At 31.9% G+C, this 17,397-nt stretch carries 16 protein-coding genes; 3 read left to right on the top strand and 13 right to left on the bottom strand.

Going from position 1 to position 17,397, the window contains the following annotated elements:
* Positions 1-120 precede the first annotated feature (120 nt).
* From ACM6UH_RS04540 to ACM6UH_RS04520, 5 genes are all read right to left on the bottom strand, one after another.
* Positions 121-579: a SepA family multidrug efflux transporter gene (locus ACM6UH_RS04540; RefSeq protein WP_011302632.1), complete on the bottom strand. Its 459-nt coding sequence runs from the start codon at positions 577-579 to the stop codon at positions 121-123.
* 186 nt (positions 580-765) lie between these two features.
* Positions 766-2,103 carry a multidrug efflux MFS transporter SdrM gene (sdrM, locus tag ACM6UH_RS04535; RefSeq protein WP_002482666.1) on the bottom strand — a complete coding sequence of 446 codons (1,338 nt, stop codon included), beginning with the start codon at positions 2,101-2,103 and terminating at the stop codon, positions 766-768.
* Between the two features lie 174 nt (positions 2,104-2,277).
* Positions 2,278-2,961, bottom strand: coding sequence for a PAQR family membrane homeostasis protein TrhA (trhA, locus tag ACM6UH_RS04530; RefSeq protein WP_011302631.1), 684 nt, complete (start codon positions 2,959-2,961; stop codon positions 2,278-2,280).
* A gap of 16 nt (positions 2,962-2,977) precedes the next feature.
* Complete coding sequence (locus ACM6UH_RS04525) at positions 2,978-4,165, bottom strand: UTP--glucose-1-phosphate uridylyltransferase (RefSeq protein ID WP_011302630.1); 1,188 nt, start codon at positions 4,163-4,165, stop codon at positions 2,978-2,980.
* Positions 4,166-4,280: 115 nt separating this feature from the next.
* Positions 4,281-4,784, bottom strand: a complete 504-nt coding sequence (locus tag ACM6UH_RS04520) for a metal-dependent hydrolase (RefSeq protein ID WP_061050510.1) — start codon at positions 4,782-4,784, stop codon at positions 4,281-4,283.
* A gap of 175 nt (positions 4,785-4,959) precedes the next feature.
* Here ACM6UH_RS04520 and ACM6UH_RS04515 point away from each other — a divergent pair, with 175 nt between their 5' ends.
* The gene (locus tag ACM6UH_RS04515) at positions 4,960-5,220 is read left to right on the top strand and encodes a SunI/YnzG family protein (RefSeq protein ID WP_002482662.1); all 261 of its coding nucleotides are present in this window, start codon (positions 4,960-4,962) and stop codon (positions 5,218-5,220) included.
* 248 nt (positions 5,221-5,468) lie between these two features.
* Complete coding sequence (locus ACM6UH_RS04510; RefSeq protein ID WP_011302628.1) at positions 5,469-5,783, top strand: heme oxygenase; 315 nt, start codon at positions 5,469-5,471, stop codon at positions 5,781-5,783.
* A 168-nt stretch (positions 5,784-5,951) separates the two neighbouring features.
* Here ACM6UH_RS04510 and ACM6UH_RS04505 read toward each other — a convergent pair whose 3' ends face one another.
* From ACM6UH_RS04505 to ACM6UH_RS04475, 7 genes are all read right to left on the bottom strand, one after another.
* Positions 5,952-7,325, bottom strand: coding sequence for a YjiH family protein (locus ACM6UH_RS04505; protein WP_011302627.1), 1,374 nt, complete (start codon positions 7,323-7,325; stop codon positions 5,952-5,954).
* Positions 7,326-7,541: 216 nt separating this feature from the next.
* Entirely contained in the window at positions 7,542-8,504 is a 963-nt protein-coding gene (locus tag ACM6UH_RS04500; protein WP_011302626.1) for a FecCD family ABC transporter permease, read from the bottom strand.
* Positions 8,501-9,535: a FecCD family ABC transporter permease gene (locus tag ACM6UH_RS04495; RefSeq protein WP_011302625.1), complete on the bottom strand. Its 1,035-nt coding sequence runs from the start codon at positions 9,533-9,535 to the stop codon at positions 8,501-8,503. The genes ACM6UH_RS04500 and ACM6UH_RS04495 overlap by 4 nt, the downstream gene beginning before the upstream one ends.
* Before the next feature lie 12 nt (positions 9,536-9,547).
* Positions 9,548-10,558 carry an ABC transporter substrate-binding protein gene (locus tag ACM6UH_RS04490; protein WP_011302624.1) on the bottom strand — a complete coding sequence of 337 codons (1,011 nt, stop codon included), beginning with the start codon at positions 10,556-10,558 and terminating at the stop codon, positions 9,548-9,550.
* 94 nt (positions 10,559-10,652) lie between these two features.
* Positions 10,653-11,714, bottom strand: coding sequence for an alanine/ornithine racemase family PLP-dependent enzyme (locus ACM6UH_RS04485; protein ID WP_011302623.1), 1,062 nt, complete (start codon positions 11,712-11,714; stop codon positions 10,653-10,655).
* A 3-nt stretch (positions 11,715-11,717) separates the two neighbouring features.
* Entirely contained in the window at positions 11,718-13,475 is a 1,758-nt protein-coding gene (locus ACM6UH_RS04480; RefSeq protein ID WP_047504354.1) for an IucA/IucC family protein, read from the bottom strand.
* A complete protein-coding gene (locus ACM6UH_RS04475) occupies positions 13,472-14,647 on the bottom strand; it encodes an MFS transporter (protein WP_011302621.1) in 1,176 nt (391 codons plus the stop codon). Before ACM6UH_RS04475 ends, ACM6UH_RS04480 begins: the two co-directional genes overlap by 4 nt.
* Positions 14,648-14,749: 102 nt before the next feature.
* Here ACM6UH_RS04475 and ACM6UH_RS04470 point away from each other — a divergent pair, with 102 nt between their 5' ends.
* Positions 14,750-16,705: an IucA/IucC family protein gene (locus tag ACM6UH_RS04470; protein ID WP_047504360.1), complete on the top strand. Its 1,956-nt coding sequence runs from the start codon at positions 14,750-14,752 to the stop codon at positions 16,703-16,705.
* Positions 16,706-16,808: 103 nt separating this feature from the next.
* Here the strand turns inward: ACM6UH_RS04470 and ACM6UH_RS04465 are convergent, their stop codons facing one another.
* Positions 16,809-17,309 carry an Asp23/Gls24 family envelope stress response protein gene (locus ACM6UH_RS04465; protein ID WP_011302619.1) on the bottom strand — a complete coding sequence of 167 codons (501 nt, stop codon included), beginning with the start codon at positions 17,307-17,309 and terminating at the stop codon, positions 16,809-16,811.
* Positions 17,310-17,397 lie beyond the last annotated feature (88 nt).

The following is a 17,397-nucleotide window of genomic DNA, read 5'->3' as shown; positions in this document are numbered from 1 at the left end:
TATTCTTAATATTAGAATAATAAGCTAACTACTTTCACTTTAGATCAATGTATTTAAGTTGTTTGGAATTCAAAATATGCAAGATCTTCCTTATGTTTAAAAATATAATGTTCACTTACATTATTTATTTTTTTGATTTAAATTTTTACTATCAGGATAAAATATTTCTTTACAGATGAATAATACGCCAATAATTAATACAATTACCCAAAAGTCGATGTCGATATAGGTATAATGTATGTGCACTATAAAATAAAACAACAATGTAGTTACTGAAAACGTAATTAATTGAAAGGTAAGTCCTTGAAAGTAAAGATTTTCAGGTAATTTTTTTCTAAAATAATCCATTAAATTTTCTACAATGAATAAATTGAAATAGCCTAATACAATATAACTACCGTAATATATCAAGTTATCGTAAAAACTTTTATTATAACCAAAATATGCAAGATGAAAGTAGATTAAAATTCTACTTAATCCGTATAAACCAAATCCTAAAAAAGTTAAAAAAATCGCACCAGAAATAATAAATACAGAAAGCACAATAAGCGTTGTTAATAAATATCTTAAATATTTCATAGCTTACTGTCCTCCCTTTCTTAATCAATCATTGACTATATAAACATATATTTTCTTATATGTGATATGAATGCATTATATATCTTACCATTATAACTTTATATGACCAAACGACAAAAATTCAACCTACTATATTATCATTTGTTATTCATTTTAAACAAAAACACTTAGCAATGTTAAAACATGTTAAGTTAATGTATCTTGTTTTCGATATGTGATGGACCATAATATTATAAGTATAAACAAGATGACAAAGCTCAAAATTACAATGTTATGAATATGCAAACCAATAATTGGAATAGATAACGCATAGACATAGCCCATAATTGTCGATCCGACTGAATTACCCAGGCTCTTAGTCAAAGTGTATAATGACATCATACGCTTCATATTTTTAGGAGAGGTTTCTTCTTGTGTGATAACACTATCTTTAGTATAAACTGTACCAAAGCTTATACCTGCTAATAACAAACTACAAGCAATAAAAATTGGAGAGTTAGTTCCTATAAATACTAAAATGCCACAAAGCATTAAACATGTAAATGCAAATATATATAATGCCTTCCTAGTCATTTTTGCTTCTATTTTATCTAAATTAAAATTCAATACTAGCCACGCAAACGAAATTGGAAAAATAACAAACCCACTTTGTAATGGAGATAAGCCAAGATCTTCTTGTAAATAAATTGGCATATAGAGGTTATAACCCATAAGTATAATTGCATATGCAAAATCAGTAAAAAATATTAAAACAATTGTTTTATTAAATTCTTGCACTGGTATAAAAGGTGTTTTTATTGTCTTTTCATTTCTATATAACACAACACCGACAACCGTAGCTAATATGATTGAAATGATATTTAAATAAATATTGGCTGTATACATCACTGCAAATATTAAAAAGAATACAAAAGTATAAAATAACGATAAGCCTTTTACATCTAATTTAGCACTAGTTGATGTACTTTCATTCTCGAAATGAAATGTAATCACTACAAGTATGATTGCAATAATTGAAATTGGAATATTCACGAAGAATAGCCAATGCCATGTAGCAAACTCTAAAATACCGCCACCTAAAACAGGTCCTATAATACTGGATATCCCCCATACACTTCCAACGATTCCCATGATTTTATAGCGTAAAGGTATCTCAAATGCCAGTTTTGGGACAATTTGGCTTAATGCCATCATGACACCTGCACCCAATCCTTGAATAAAGCGAGAGATGATTAACATGGTAAATGTGTCACTTAGCCCTGAAAATAAACTTCCTATTGTAAATAACATAAGCCCTAATAATGTAATATATATAATTTTAGTACGATCTAACAATTCTCCAACAATCGGGTTTGCAATAACAATTGCAATAAAATACACAGCAAATATCAATGAAATAGATGACGTTACGTTTAAATCATTTTTTATAGTTGGCAATGCTAAGGAAACGATTGAAGTTTCTATTGCAGACATAAACATAATTAATATTAACGCAATAATAATGCCTAATGATTTTATATTCATATATAACTTCCTAACCCTTAAATTTTGTAACAATATCAATATCTACTTAACCATTATTTATTTATAAGTTCAACACATTTTTCAAAAACGCTCTTCAGTGCATACAACATTTAAACATGCCATAAAAAAAGCTGCTAACAATGTCAATGAACACTGTTAACAACTTTAATTATCTTACATAAAATACATGATAGCTACAAAGTGAAATACGGATGCAACTATAATGAAGAAATGCCATATCATATGAAAATACGGACGGTTTTTTTGAGCATAAAACCAAGCTCCTATTGTATAGGCAAGTCCACCAAACAATATAAATAACATAAATAGTAAAGATGAATCAAAAATAATTGTTGGCAAAAATAGTACACCAATCCATCCCATAACTAAATACATAATCAAACTTAACTTATGATTAACATTTTTTGCTAACGATTTGTAAAGAATGCCCCAGATTGTAATGCCCCACAAGACAACCATGCTAGACCAGCCAATCCAACCACCGACCAAAGTAAGACATATCGGTGTATAAGTACCTGCAATCGCGACATAAATCATACTATGATCGATTATTCTTAATATGAATTTATGTGATGATTGATTTGGCATGGCATGATATACCGTTGATGAGATAAACATTAAAAAAATACTTATTACATAAACAGAGACACTAAAGGCACCTAACACACCATATTCAAGAAAACTATGTATCGCTGCATAAGGCAATGCACATAATGCTATAAAAGCAGCCACTCCATGTGATACTGAGTTGCCAATTTCTTCCCCAAAAGTCAGGGGAATAATATCTTTAAATGTTTTAACCAGTTTATTATCTTCAGCTTCTACTGAATGAGACATGAGTGTAACCACCTTTTTATATCATATTCATGCGTTTTAAATCAGCCGTAGCCGTTTCAACACTATCTTTACCTTCTTTATTCTTAAGTGGAGAGAATTCTTCCTCTCTAGGTACCTGTAATGTTACAAAACTATGCGCATATTGGAAGATATCAAAATAAAATAGTTCAAACTTTAATGTCGGTAGTTCAATTACACCAAAGTCTTCATCTAATTGTTTTAAGTTTTTAATCGCTAAATGATATGGTAAGTCGTTATCAACAACATTATTGATAAACGCCAGTTTAAATGAGTGGATTCCAATATTAGCATTGTTAAACTCATTAGCTATTTCTGGATCTAATTCTGAATATTCTAGAACCGTGTCTTTTTGATTCGCATTGACTAACCTACCAACACTTTCCCCATCCTTGGGTTGTATGGACTTAGTAGTGATGTCCATACTTTTCTGAAATGTGTATCCTGCAAATAATGGATCTAATACTTTAACTAACACATTATCAATATTATTTAAGAAAATATATTCGACGCCATTTTCAGTCATTTCATCTAAATAACCTGATTTTGCTAATGATTTAAATACACCACCATTACCGTTTGGCGTTTCAAGAATATTACTATCCACATCCAATACCAGTTTACCCTCCTCTGACAAAGCGACAATATTATCTTGCATAAAGAAGTGTACATGATCTCTGTCGTAACCAAAATAATTTTTCGACTCGAAATATAGTTGTGTTTCTTTATCATTAATTTTACTTGTCATAATATACCAGTCGATATACTGACCTGTTTGTTCTTTTAATGCCAATAATTGTTTCGCTTGAATTTCAAACAAACTCGTATCTTCAATTTCAAATGAACCTTTTGGACCTTTGTAGCCTAACCTTGTCCCTTGACCACCAGCCATTAATAAAACTGCAAATTTGCCTTTTTTAATCGCATCAAGTCCAATTTTTTCATATTGTTCGATTTCATCAACTGTAAATTCGCTTTTCACGTCATATTTGACTTCATTAACAGAAGAAACATCATCAATTACCTTTTTATTCAAGTATAAATCATTATATAAATTTCTAATATCAGCTAAATTTAATGATTCAAGTTTTTCAGATAAGTGTTCTTTCTCATTTGAACTCATTAATTTTTCAAACTCAATGAGATGTTCTTGATTAAACTTTTCTAGTGTTTTCTTATCTAACATGCTCTCTCTCCTTAATATCCCTTTAATCAGATATAATTTATACCTTTTTTATAATATGGATATATCATTTCACTATATGTACTTTATATTATTATGATTCTTAGGACAACCATAATTATAACCAATTCAAGAATAGATTATTAAAAAATGGCTGAAAAATCACATAAATTGCGCCAATGGTCAATGCACTTGCCAATGAGATATCAACTAGCCCACCAGTTTTAAATACAACTAGGAATTTCACATTAATTGGTATCGGATAAAATAACTTAACACCTCTTGGCGTTAGCATATCTAGTATAACATGTGAAAGCAATCCTAGAATAATCGTAACTAAATAGTATGATGGCGTTTGTATGACATATAGTAAACAAACAATAATTGCGATGAATAACAATGAATGTGTGAATGTCCTGTGCCCAAATATCATTCTAATGAAAAAACTAATCAGTTTAAATCGTCTTCCTATCTTGCTTTGGGGATGACAAATATCAGGTAATAAACTTGATATGACTGCAAGCGTAATAACTGTGATCGAAGTAAACAAATCTGTATGAAAATATTCTATAGTTAAAGCCCCGACTAATAAGCCGCATGATGCATGTGTTTTACCTGTCATTTTCACTTCTCCTTATCATTAATATTTTAGCATAATCACACGATTAATGCGAACATACTTTCGTAAAAACATATGAGTATAACCTTTTTTGAAAAAGTATCACACAATCTCTTGAAAACGATTGCAATATATTGTATGATATATCTACAAATTATTTAAAGGATGTGTTCGAGTTATGGCAATGACAGTAAAAAAAGATAACAATGAAGTAAGAATTCAGTGGAGAGTTGCAGATATCAAAATTCCAACAAGTGAAATTAAGAACATTTCACAAGATCAAAATATCCATGAAGTACCAAAACTCGATAGAGATAAAGTTTCGAGAATCGGTTCTACATTTGGAAAAACGAACCGCGTTATCATCGATACTGATGACCATGAATACATTATTTATACGCAAAATGATCAAAAAGTTTATAATGAAGTTACCAAGTAATTCATACAATAACTTCACTTAAATAAAATTAATAAAAAGAGGTATAACGAGTAAATTTAAATTTTACTCGTTATACCTCTTTTCTTCTATAACAAATGACCTAATGAGATTTTCACTTTGCTATAAATAGCTTGAACCATTTACTGCCTTTCAATTGTAATCTGCTCGCTATTAATAAGCGTTCTCAATTACCTTCTTAAATCAACAATGCTATAATATATTTATATTAATGAAAGAAGGTGCGCAGCATGTACGTTGTAACAAATCGAATCGATGTTAAAAAAGGCTTCGCAGAAAAAATGGCACCAAAGTTTACTCAAGGTGGTAAAATCCAAGAATTAGAAGGTTTCCAAAAAGTTGAAGTTTGGCTTATTGATGATGAAGCAGATTACGATCAAATGTATATCAATACTTGGTGGGATTCTGAAGATGACTTTAAAGGTTGGTTGAAGAGCGATGCTTTCAAAGAAGCACATGAAGGTAAATCAAAAACTAAAAGTGACGATTCACCTATCCTAGGTAATAAAGTAGTTAAAGCAAATGTGATTTCAGAGCTCTCATAACTCTGACGTTATATTAGCGATACCAGTACCGGTAGTTTTTACAGTTCATACATTATATGACAAATTAAAAATAGCCATAAAGTATCTATATTGATAGATTGCTTTATGGCTTTTTGTATGACAATACTTTAGTAATACAATGTGATATTTAATCTGTAAAGGCGCCTATTAATTGAAATATAAATGTGCCATCAATGAAATAATAGGTAACGCAATGATCGTTCTAATTAAGAAAATAACGAAAAGCTTAAAAATACTCACAGGTATCTTTGATCCTAAGATCACACCGCCTACTTCTGATAAGTATATTAATTGAGTAATACTTAATGCACCAACTACAAATAAAGTAATATCATTACCTACACCTTCAATTAAAATAGATGGTAAAAACATATCGGCAAATCCAATTAATACAGTCTCTGAGGCTTGTACAGCTTCAGGAATTTGTAGTAATTCTAAAAATGGTACAAATGGTTTACCAATAATTGAAAATAAAGGCGTATATGTCGCGATAATTGTAGCTAATGTCCCTACACTCATGACTACTGGCAAAATAACGAACCACATATCAATCACTGTTTTAAAACCTGATTTGAAAAATAATCTAAAACCAGGTGCTTTAATACCAGTTTCTGTAGCCATGTCAAATCCATGTCTTAATGGCGTTTTGTTTTCTGGTAGCTGCTCAGTTCTCATTTCCTCAGAAACTTCTTTTGCATATTCATCTTTAATAGATTTTAAAGGCCAAATCCTTGGTAAAATAAATGCACACACTAAACAAGAAATAATAACCGTTAAATAAAAATAGAAGAAATGGTTTTGCATGTGCACAGTTTCTGCAACAACAATTGCAAAGGTAAGAGATACAACACTAAATGTAGTTGCAATCACTGTTGCTTCACGTCTTGAGTAGAATCCTTCTTCATATTGTCTACTTGTAATTAAGACACCTACCGTACCATCACCAATAAAAGATGCTAAATTATCTACTGTAGAACGACCCGGCAATGTGAATAACGGTCTCATAATAGGTCTAAATACTGGTCCTAGTAATTCCAATAATCCATATTCCATAAGCAATGGTAAGAATAGTGCAGCAAAGAAAAATACCGTAACCAACGTCGGTAGTAAACTTTCAAATACAAGACCACCTGTGTCTGCAGAATATATGACTTCAGTGCCGACTTTTAAATATGTAATCCATACAAATACAACTGCTAATATTCTCAAAATGAGCCATCCGATTTTAACATTAAATGCGTTGTACATTAATCCTTCCGGTGCTAATTTATTTTTCAGTACTATAGAACATAATACAGATAAAATGCCTGATAGTGTAATAATAATCACAATAATTAAAGGCATTGCACCTCCGATAGTGTCTTTCAAAAGTCCAGCTAAAAATGCAACAGGTAAAGTTGTTTGTTTTTCACCATCTTCAGTCACGCTTATTGGCATTAAGAATAAAATTATGCCAATTAAAGACATGATAATAAACTTAAGTCGACCACGTACAATCTGGGCTTTACTATATTGATTCACTCTATTCACCCCTTAGGTGTATTAATTTGATTTTATTTTTAAAAACAACAGCTATAATTATAACGTATAATGTATAAATATGTAAATCGGTAATTTTTGTCTATTTACTGTCATTTTAAAAAAGTAGAATCGATTTTATAAGCATAGAATTAATTCTACTTTAAATGAAAGCGATTACTTTTGCAATTTACATCCTATTTCTTTACTTAATTTAAATTAAATTTTTCTTAATAAAAATAAAAAGTATGGTACACCTACAATTGCCACAATCACCCCTACTGGAATATCAAGGGGCGGATGGACGCCTCTTGCAATGCAATCACTGATTGAAAGGAGTAAAGCCCCAATCAACCCTGACATTAGCGTAATATGAATGTGTTTATGACCTACAATTCTTCTTGCAATATGCGGCGCTATCAATCCTAGAAAACTCAATCCACCCACAATTGAAATAGATGCACCGGCTAAAATGACAGCTAATAATAGAAGAATCATTTTAATTTTTTTCACTTTTGTCCCTAATGCCGTTGCAATATCATCACCTAATGACAAAATATCGAGTTGATGACAATAATATAGAATAATCGGAAGTGCGATGATAAACCAAGGCAAAATAACCCAAACATTCATCATACTGTGACCATACAAACTACCTGTTAACCAAACTAATGCCGTATTTGCATCCATTGGATTTCGAATTAATAAATATTGCACAATTGCTGTACAAATCGCACCAATTGCTAAACCTATAAGTGCAAGTTTTGAGCCTTGAACATTAAACTTAGATATCAATACAGTTAATATGATACTAATACACAATGCTCCTGCAAACGAACCAAAAGGTAGTATAAACAACGGTGCAGAAGGAAACAACATAATAATTGTTACAGCAGATAAACTGGCACCTTTTGTAATACCAATAACATCTGGAGACGCTAGGGCATTTCTCACGACACCTTGTATCAATGAGCCAGATATTGCTAAACTACTACCAACAATTATTGCTAGAAACATTCGAGGTATTCTATATTCATTTAAAATAAAATTATCATGATTAAATAAACTTTTAACCGCTTCAATTGGATTCATAAATACAGCACCGATAGACAATGATGCGATTGCAGAAATTATTAACAAAACTGTTACGATGCTATAACGCAAAGTTAATTTACCCATCATAATCTATCGACTCCTTTAATTGTTATTAATAAGAAGTATAGTGCGCCTACAAATGAAGTCACGATACCAACTGGTGATTCAAATGGAAAAGCAATTAATCGACTTAAAACATCAGATAACAATAGTAAATCTGCACCAATCACCATTGTCAGTGGAACCATTAATCTATAATCTGCACGTATATAGTGTTTTACAATATGAGGTACAATTAATCCTACAAATCCAATTGGTCCTGCAATTGAAACGGATGCCCCTGCAAGTACAATGACCAATAAACCAGTGGCTATTCTTACTAATTTAACATTTTGTCCTAAAGACGTAGCTAAATCTTCACCAAGTTCCATGATTGTTAGTTGCTTAGCAATCGCAATGGCCCCTATAAATGCGAGCACAAACCATGGTATGACACCTATAATTTGTGGCCATTGTATTGTAGATAATGAACCCACAAGCCAAAACATTACCGTTGAAGTTGCATCTTCATTTAAAAGGATAATGCCTTGAGTCAAGCTAGAAAAAAATAGATGGATTGCCATACCAGCTAGTGCTAGTTTAACTGGCGTCATGCCCTTAGTGGATCCAGATAGAAAATATACTGTAAGTCCGCCTATAAATGCGCCTACAAATGCAAGTATGGTTGCGTATTCAGATAAAGCAGGTACAATCATAGTGATAAAGACGATAACAAATGAAGCACCGGCATTCACGCCAAAAATTTGAGGTGATGCCAATGGGTTTCTCGTCATTGCCTGCATTAACAGACCTGCTACACCCAGGGCAGCACCAATGAATAAGGCTGCCAACATGCGTGGCATACGCACATTATGTATTAAAAATGTTTGTTTCGTGTCGGTATGATGCCATATGTAATCCATGAAATCGTTAAACGTAATATGCGACGACCCTACACTTAAATTGAAGTATATAATGACAAAAAGCGCACACACACTCACAATAAATGTGAGTGCTGTGCGTTTTTTTGTTTTTTTCTCTATTAATTTGGTTGGGTCAATGCTATTTGATTTAGTCATTTACCTGTCACCCTACTTTTGTTGATTATCCTTTTTTTCCTCTTTAGAAATATCTACTAGTTGCTTAGCAATTTCCTCAGAAGAAATAATGCCACGTGCACGTGCCCATGTATTTCGATCTACTACAGAAACACGATTATTTTTCACTGCATCTAAATCTTGCCAAACTGGATTATTTTCTTGTTTTTTAAGATTTGGATCGTTTTCACCTTTGTCTGCCATAATAAACATACGTCCAGGATTAATATCTGACAATACTTCGGCATTTAATTGTAAGTAAGGTCCTTTTAAGTATTTAGATAAGTTATCTGTTTTTGTTTTATTTAATGCATTATTAAAGCCTAATTCTTTTAATAATTGACCTACGTATGTGTTTTCAGGATGTGCAAGTAATCCTGATTTCGCTACTACTGCAGGTAACACGGGTTGTTTTTTATCCATAGTAATTTCTTTACTATATTTATCCATTAATTCATCGTGTTCTTTAAGTCTTTCTTTACCTTTATCTTCTTTACCGACTGCTTTAGCAATTGTTTTAAAGGCTTCTATATTATCTTTATAATCACTATCAAAGCTTGGTAACATAATCGTTGGTGCAATTTTTTCTAAATCTTTTTGAATACCTTTATGTCTATTCGTATCTGCAATAATGACATCCGGTTTTTGGTTGCTGATTTCTTCTAAGTTCGGTTGTTTACGTGCGCCTACAGATGTATAATCACCAATTTCTTTTCGTATTGGTTCCAAAATTCTATTCTTGTCACCATCATCAGCTACGCCTACTGGTTTCACATTTAAAGCAGCTAATGCATCAACAAATGAGAATTCAAGTGCAACAACACGTTTAGGATCTTTGGCAACTTTAGTAGTACCTCCATCATGTTTAATCGTCACACCATCTTTATTGTCATCACCTTTATCCGATTTACTCGAATCATTATCACTGACACTACCACAGGCAGCCAGTATGACTAGTGTTAAAGTTAAAAACAGGATACCCATAATTTTATAACTATGTTTCATCGTTTTCCCTCCTTAGATATGTATAATTACATATTTAATTCTATTGATAATGATTATCGGTGTCAATAAAAACTTTTAGTCTTTTTATTAAAGCTTAAAAACGATTTGATTTTTCAACATTAAAATTGTTACACAAATTTTCTATGATCTCATCGTGATGATAAGCTTTTTTTAAATTAACCATATACATACTATGGGCTAATGCTTTATAACCTAAACTGAATTGTATTTTATCACCTACTTGATAGTAATCTTGATTCAATAAATCAAGCATGACATGATCACTCGTAGCACCTGCAATGCTTATATGGTGATGTAACGGTTGGATATCTTCAACAGCTGTATCTAAATTTCCTATATCCACAATCGCTTGTAAGTATTGATGTCCGGTAGCAATATTCATTCGAGGTTTAATTTCTACAATTTCCGCTTCTAAGGTTATTGCATTTTGATATAAAGAAGCTATGGATTGATTTGTTGTTGTTTCTACACCTCTAAATAAAGTTTCACCTATTCTTAACTCATTAATTCTGCCAAAATCTCTATAAAGCATTTGGGGAATCATACTCGAATTGCCACCTGAAATAATTGAAAATTTCATATTTGTCTCACGTTCCACTGAATCTACAAATTGATTGATTAAAGCCACATCTTCTTCTGTAGGTATGACTGATTGAAAACACATAAAATTAAACGCAAGACCAACGATGGACACATGGTGCATGTACAAGATTTCATTAATATAATCAATGATGTCATAAGTAAGAATGCCCTCTCGGCCGTCTTTCCAATCTACCATCAACAATATTTTATGTTTCGTACCTTTTTCCCTAGCGATATCATTTAATCGTCGAATCGTTGTTATTTCAGTTTGGATACTGATATCCGTTTGCTGCACGACATCGTTTAATTCGCTTCGACTTGGCGTCCTAATCATCATAAAAGATAGATCTTCATTTTTACTTTTAGTAATGTTCTCAATACGGGCATCTGCAAAGTGTGTCAATCCGATTTCTTTGAGTGTTTCTACAATTCTATTATCACCACCAACACACTTAATTACGGCTGTAAATCGTATATGATTTTGATTAAAAATAGACGATAGCACTTGAGCATTGTATTTTATTTTTGATAAATTTATTTTTACTTGCGCCATACGTTACACCTCTTTATATATCGGATTCCTCAAATCTATTGTTACATATTGTTTCACTTTGCTTTCCATTCTCATTCTTAATAAAGCTTTAACAGTAATTGTCGGCCCAAATAGCACATTTCTTAATTTTTGGGCATGTGGTTTATGGGGATCAATTGCTTGTTCTACAATTTCACTTACAATCTCAAATAGCTGTGTTTCTTCAACCCCATCATATTGAGAAAAATGATGAATCAGTTCCGCAATTTGATTTTGAATTACAGCATGTTGAAATTTAGCAATGACTGATTCTATATTTTCTGCTATTAAACTTTTATTTGTAAGCGTGATATTGGGCAATTTTTGTTGTAATGTTGATAAATCAATTCTTGAACCACCTAAATCTCTAATAATAAATTGCATTTGATAATTAGGACCTAAATTAACAATTGTATTTTGCATATGTGCTTCTAACGCAATACCATAATCTTGTATATAGGCTACTAAAGGATCAATCAATGTTTTGGTATAAACACTGAGAAATTTCTTAATCGTATCCTCTGTAATTTCATCATTAATCCAATTCAAATAACTATCTACTGTTATTTGGTTATCAACTGGATTTCTATTGACTAAACTCGCTGTCACTATAGTTGTACCATTATCAGCCAAATAGGGTTGATGTCTGACAATACAAGCCAAATGACGTGCAATATCAGGCTCCGTCTTAGCATGAATACCAAACGGCTCCATAGAAACATGCAGTTGAGGATATATATCTAGCATATCCTGTAATTCATAACTGAGTTTAGGCCCATCTACCGTTGTCACACTAGACACTGTACGTACTGCACTTGTGGCTTGTACATCAACTGGTAACTTGATATGGTAAGGTTTCCCTATTAATTGCATCGTTCTAAATGATAGTGTTGCTTTTGCTTCAACTTCAAAAGGTGTTGGTAATAAATACTTAGATTCAATCCATTCTGCAAATTGATGCGGAATAACCTTTTCATACTGCCAAGGGTGTACAAACATTAAACTATAATCATTTAATTCCAAGTCGTGAACATCCAAGAAGGCTTTTAATTTATAACGATATTCAGGAACAATCTCATCTAAAATGAAGTCCGTATCGTTTTCCATAGATGTTATGACACAATGTTGTTTATGTATAAGCATGATTGGCAAACCAATTATTTTTTCAAATTCTGGTGCATATTGTTTAATCTCTGCTTCTGATAAAGGTAACTTCGTCTTTGATAAAGGGTGTGTTGGATGACCTTCGATGACAAGACTTTCTGAATAACTTAAGTCATTAATTTGTTCAGTATCTGCCATATGTTGAAGCCATGAAAAGAAATTAATTGTTTCAGGCATTTTTGAAAATTTAAGTGTTGCATGAATTAGCGATTGTCTATGATTAAAGTGTTCATACGTTAATGCGAACCCTTCTCTACTGGATAGCAATTCTTCAGTTAATCTTTGACTAATTGGAATATCAAAATGAGTATCCAGTACAGTTAAAAGTTGTTCTAATGAAGCAATCTCAGTCTCTACTTTACCTTTGATATAGGAGATAGCACCATAAAATTCATATCTTTCCATAGCACTTTTTCTAGATTTTTGTAATTTCAACACTTGGCCATGAATTTGCAATTCAACAAAATGCTCATACTCGTTAAAAAACATGTTTTCAGGAAAAATTTGTTCTTTAATAATTGCATTAAAAATACGATATTGTACATTTCTATCTGCTAACTGCCACGTTTGATGCATCATACAATACTGCCTCCATTTTTTCTTTGTCTACTAATCACACTAAATACGAATGCGATGATAAATGTACTTATACCCATGATGACGAAAGTTTCAATAATCCCGATAAATTCTGCCAAGAAACTCATGACCATTGCGCCTAAAGGAATCATCCCTCTGTCCATCATTACGACGCTGAGTATTTTACCTCTATGTTCTGCTTTCACTCTATGTTGGAAGTAAATTCTATTTGTAGTGCGTGCCCATTGGCTAAAAAGACCTATAAAGAATATAGATGTAAATAACAACCAAATTTGACTGCTAATTGTACAAAGCAGTGATACTCCGAATAAAATCGAACTCACGTAATACATTTTCACCATTGATACTTTCTCTAAAATATTAGGTAAAATCATGGTTGCAATAATACCACCTATCGCACAACACGTCATAGCACTCCCAAAAATAGTCACTTGGTTGGGAAATGTTTTATCCGTTAATACTGGTAATAACGTTGTATAGGTAAATCCAGTTGCCATAATCAATAATGACGTCACAAAGATTCTAGATCCTTCTAAATTTTCTTTAAAATATGTCATCACATATTTTATGCTTACATCTGTATTTTCCTTAGCTATTATATGCTCACTAAAGTTCAATGGCAAACAAAGTATGAGTGATACAAGATAGCAAAACGCTTGAACGCCAAAACTTATTTCTGCATTGTAAGTAGCCATGATAAAACCTGCGATGGCGGGTCCAATCGATCTACAAATATTAATAATAAATGAGTGATAAGCAACAGCCTGAGTCGTCGTTAATCTTTGAGTTAAATCTGGTAGCACTGCTTGACGTACTGGTGTTTCTATAGCGCTCATTATTCCCCGCCCAAGCGCATAAATTAAAAATACAACAATAGGTAGTTTTGCATGTTGAAATGTTAAAATACATAGTATAGTAGTTAATATGCAAGACGCTGATACAGTTATTTTTAAAAGATTACCTTTTTCATATTTATCTGCCAAACTGCCCGCCCATACACTTATGAGCAAAATGGGTACGAGTCGGAAAAAATTAATTAATCCGAGATAAATTGCGTTATGATATAAAGTAAATACATACCAATTCAGCGTAATTTGTCCAATCCAGTTCCCTAAAAACAGTAAGAATGAACTTGGAAAAAAATACTTTGCCATGTAATTCCTCCTGTTTTTAATTGATAATAATTATCATTATCGATAATATGGATTATACAAATATCTTATACGTTTGTAAAATAATTTTTTTAGAGGTGCATTATGAATTCCAAAATAAACGACAACAATTTAATTAATAAACTTACTAATGATGAACAATATGCGCTGTCTTATATACAATCTGTAAACCCTACTTGGGCAGAGGCATTTAATTCTATATTAATAGAAAGTCGAGATAAAATTTCACAAAGATTGATAACTTCAATGCATCGGGAGAATTTAGTTAATTGCCGAGATTACAGTGAAATCATTGATACTAAACAGTTATCTTTCACAATAGCCACACCACATACGAAAGTATTAACAATTTCATTCCCACATGCACAAAGAAAGTTATATGCACCTATTTTAGGACAACATGCCTTCGACAGAATTAATGTGACAGGGCCATTTTATTTTGAACAAAATAATGAATATCATCGTATATTACATCCAAGTGAAATATTATCGTGTATTTTATTAGAAGCACCTCACTTAGATAATGAGGCAAGTATGCAGTTCAAAGAAGATATGGATAATAGCGTAGCTAATATGGCCATAGCATTAAGTTATCAGGCGTATACACTGACTGATGATAGCGAACCGTTGTGTGAACTCATTTACGCATCGGCCGATCCGTATTTAAGGTCTGAGCAAGCAGTTGTCGAAGGTCATCCATTACATCCAGGTGCCAAATTACGTAAAGGTATGACACCTGAAACTGCAATTGCTTATTCTTCTGAATTTGCAAATAACATCAAATTGCAATTTATATTAATTCATAAAAATATCGCTAAAACACATGCTTTAAATAATAATTATAATGACTTAGTCTACAATTGCTTTGATGGTTTACATGATTCAGCAGTTAAAATACTCGGTAATGACAAAGTTGATAATTACTACGCGATGGCTGTACATCCATGGCAATATGATGAAATTTTAAAACAAGATTATATTCAAGAACTTGAAAAAGGACTCATTATCCCTGTTGACTACGAATTAGATTATTTTGCAGGTTTATCATTTAGAACGCTGATGCCTGAATTACCAGAAACATTACCACATATCAAGTTATCCACTAATGTTCACATTACTGGTGAAATTCGTACTTTATCTGAACAGACAACAATTAATGGGCCACAAGTTACAAGAATATTAAATAATATTAAAAGCACAGATAGTCTCTTTAAAAATATTAAGGCAGATACGATTGATGAGCTCGCAGGTATACATTTTTATAATCCGCAAGACGCCGAATCGATACAAACCATTAAAAGTGAACAATTAGGTACACTATTTCGTGAAAACATTTATAAATCTATTCAAAGCAATACCATACCGATGATTCCATCAAGTCTTGTTGCTAACTATATCAATAATAGTGAAACACCTATATGGACATTAATTAAAAAATACAAAAAAGCACATCAATTCGAGAGTTATGATGAGGCGAGTATCCAATGGATGCAATCGTATGCTCAAGCATTAATAGATTTAGCATTACCGTTATATGTAAAATATGGCATCGCTTTAGAAGCTCACTTACAAAATTCAATTGCGACATTTAAACATGATGGTTCTATAGATAAGCTCTATATTAGGGATTTTGAGGGATTACGTATTGATGAGTACTATCTAAATAGCATGGGTTATTCTACCGATACATTTCATGAAAAGTCATTAATATTAACTGATCAATCTCAAACCGTATTTAACAAAGTCTTCTATTCAAGTATCCAAAATCATCTCGGTGAACTCATCGTATCCATAGCTCAGGCTAGTGAAAGTAAAGACTTGGAGACTTCAATTTGGTCTATGATTAGCAATATGCTTCATGAAAAACTTCAAGTAATCTCACAAACTATGGATAATACGACTAGAATCAAATCAATTGAATCCATTTTATTTGCTTCGAAAATTGATTATAAATGTGTAACGACAATGAGATTAGAAGATGAAGCAGACTATTATACGTACATCAAAGTCGATAACCCACTTTACCGTCCGCTAGATTAAAGTAAAAATAGATTGAATGAATGTGTTTATATTAATTTTAAATACGAAAAAAGTACCGATAAAGCCTAGGCTTTATCGGTACTTTTATTAGATTCTCAATTAATTATTGTAAACCTTTGTCCTCATTGTTTGAGCTTTGGCTTTTTTCATTTTTTTGAGACCATTCTTTTTTAGTCATTACATCTTCAACGCGCATGTTAACTTCAACTACGTCAAGACCAGTAATATATTTAACTTGTTCTTTAACTAAGTCAGTTACTTTACGGAAGATTTTTGGAGCTGATTCGCCATATTCTAAAACAACTTTTAAGTCAACAGCAGCTTGTTTTTCACCAACTTCAACACTAACGCCTTGTGATACATTGTTGTTGCTACCGAATGAGCTAGAAATGTTGTCGACAAATCCGCCTTTCATTTCTAAAATACCACTAACTTCACGTGCTGCAATACCAGCAATTTTTTCAATTACTTCATCAGAAAATGATAATTTATTAGTGAACTCAGGTTGTTGATTTTGTTGCTCTTGTCTTTGTTCTTGTTCTTTCTCATTTACACCTGTTTGGTTGTCATAAGCTTGTTTAGCTTTGTTGTTATCTACTGCCATAATACATTCTCCTTTGTTAAATAAAATTTATTTTATAAATACTTAATAATCACTACTACTTTGTTAAATAAAATTTATTTTATAAATA

This window comes from Staphylococcus sp. LKG4-2, assembly GCF_050955665.1.
Lineage (GTDB): Bacteria > Bacillota > Bacilli > Staphylococcales > Staphylococcaceae > Staphylococcus > Staphylococcus saprophyticus.
Note: the sequence above shows the minus strand (reverse complement) of the source record. Positions and strands in the feature narration are given on the sequence as shown.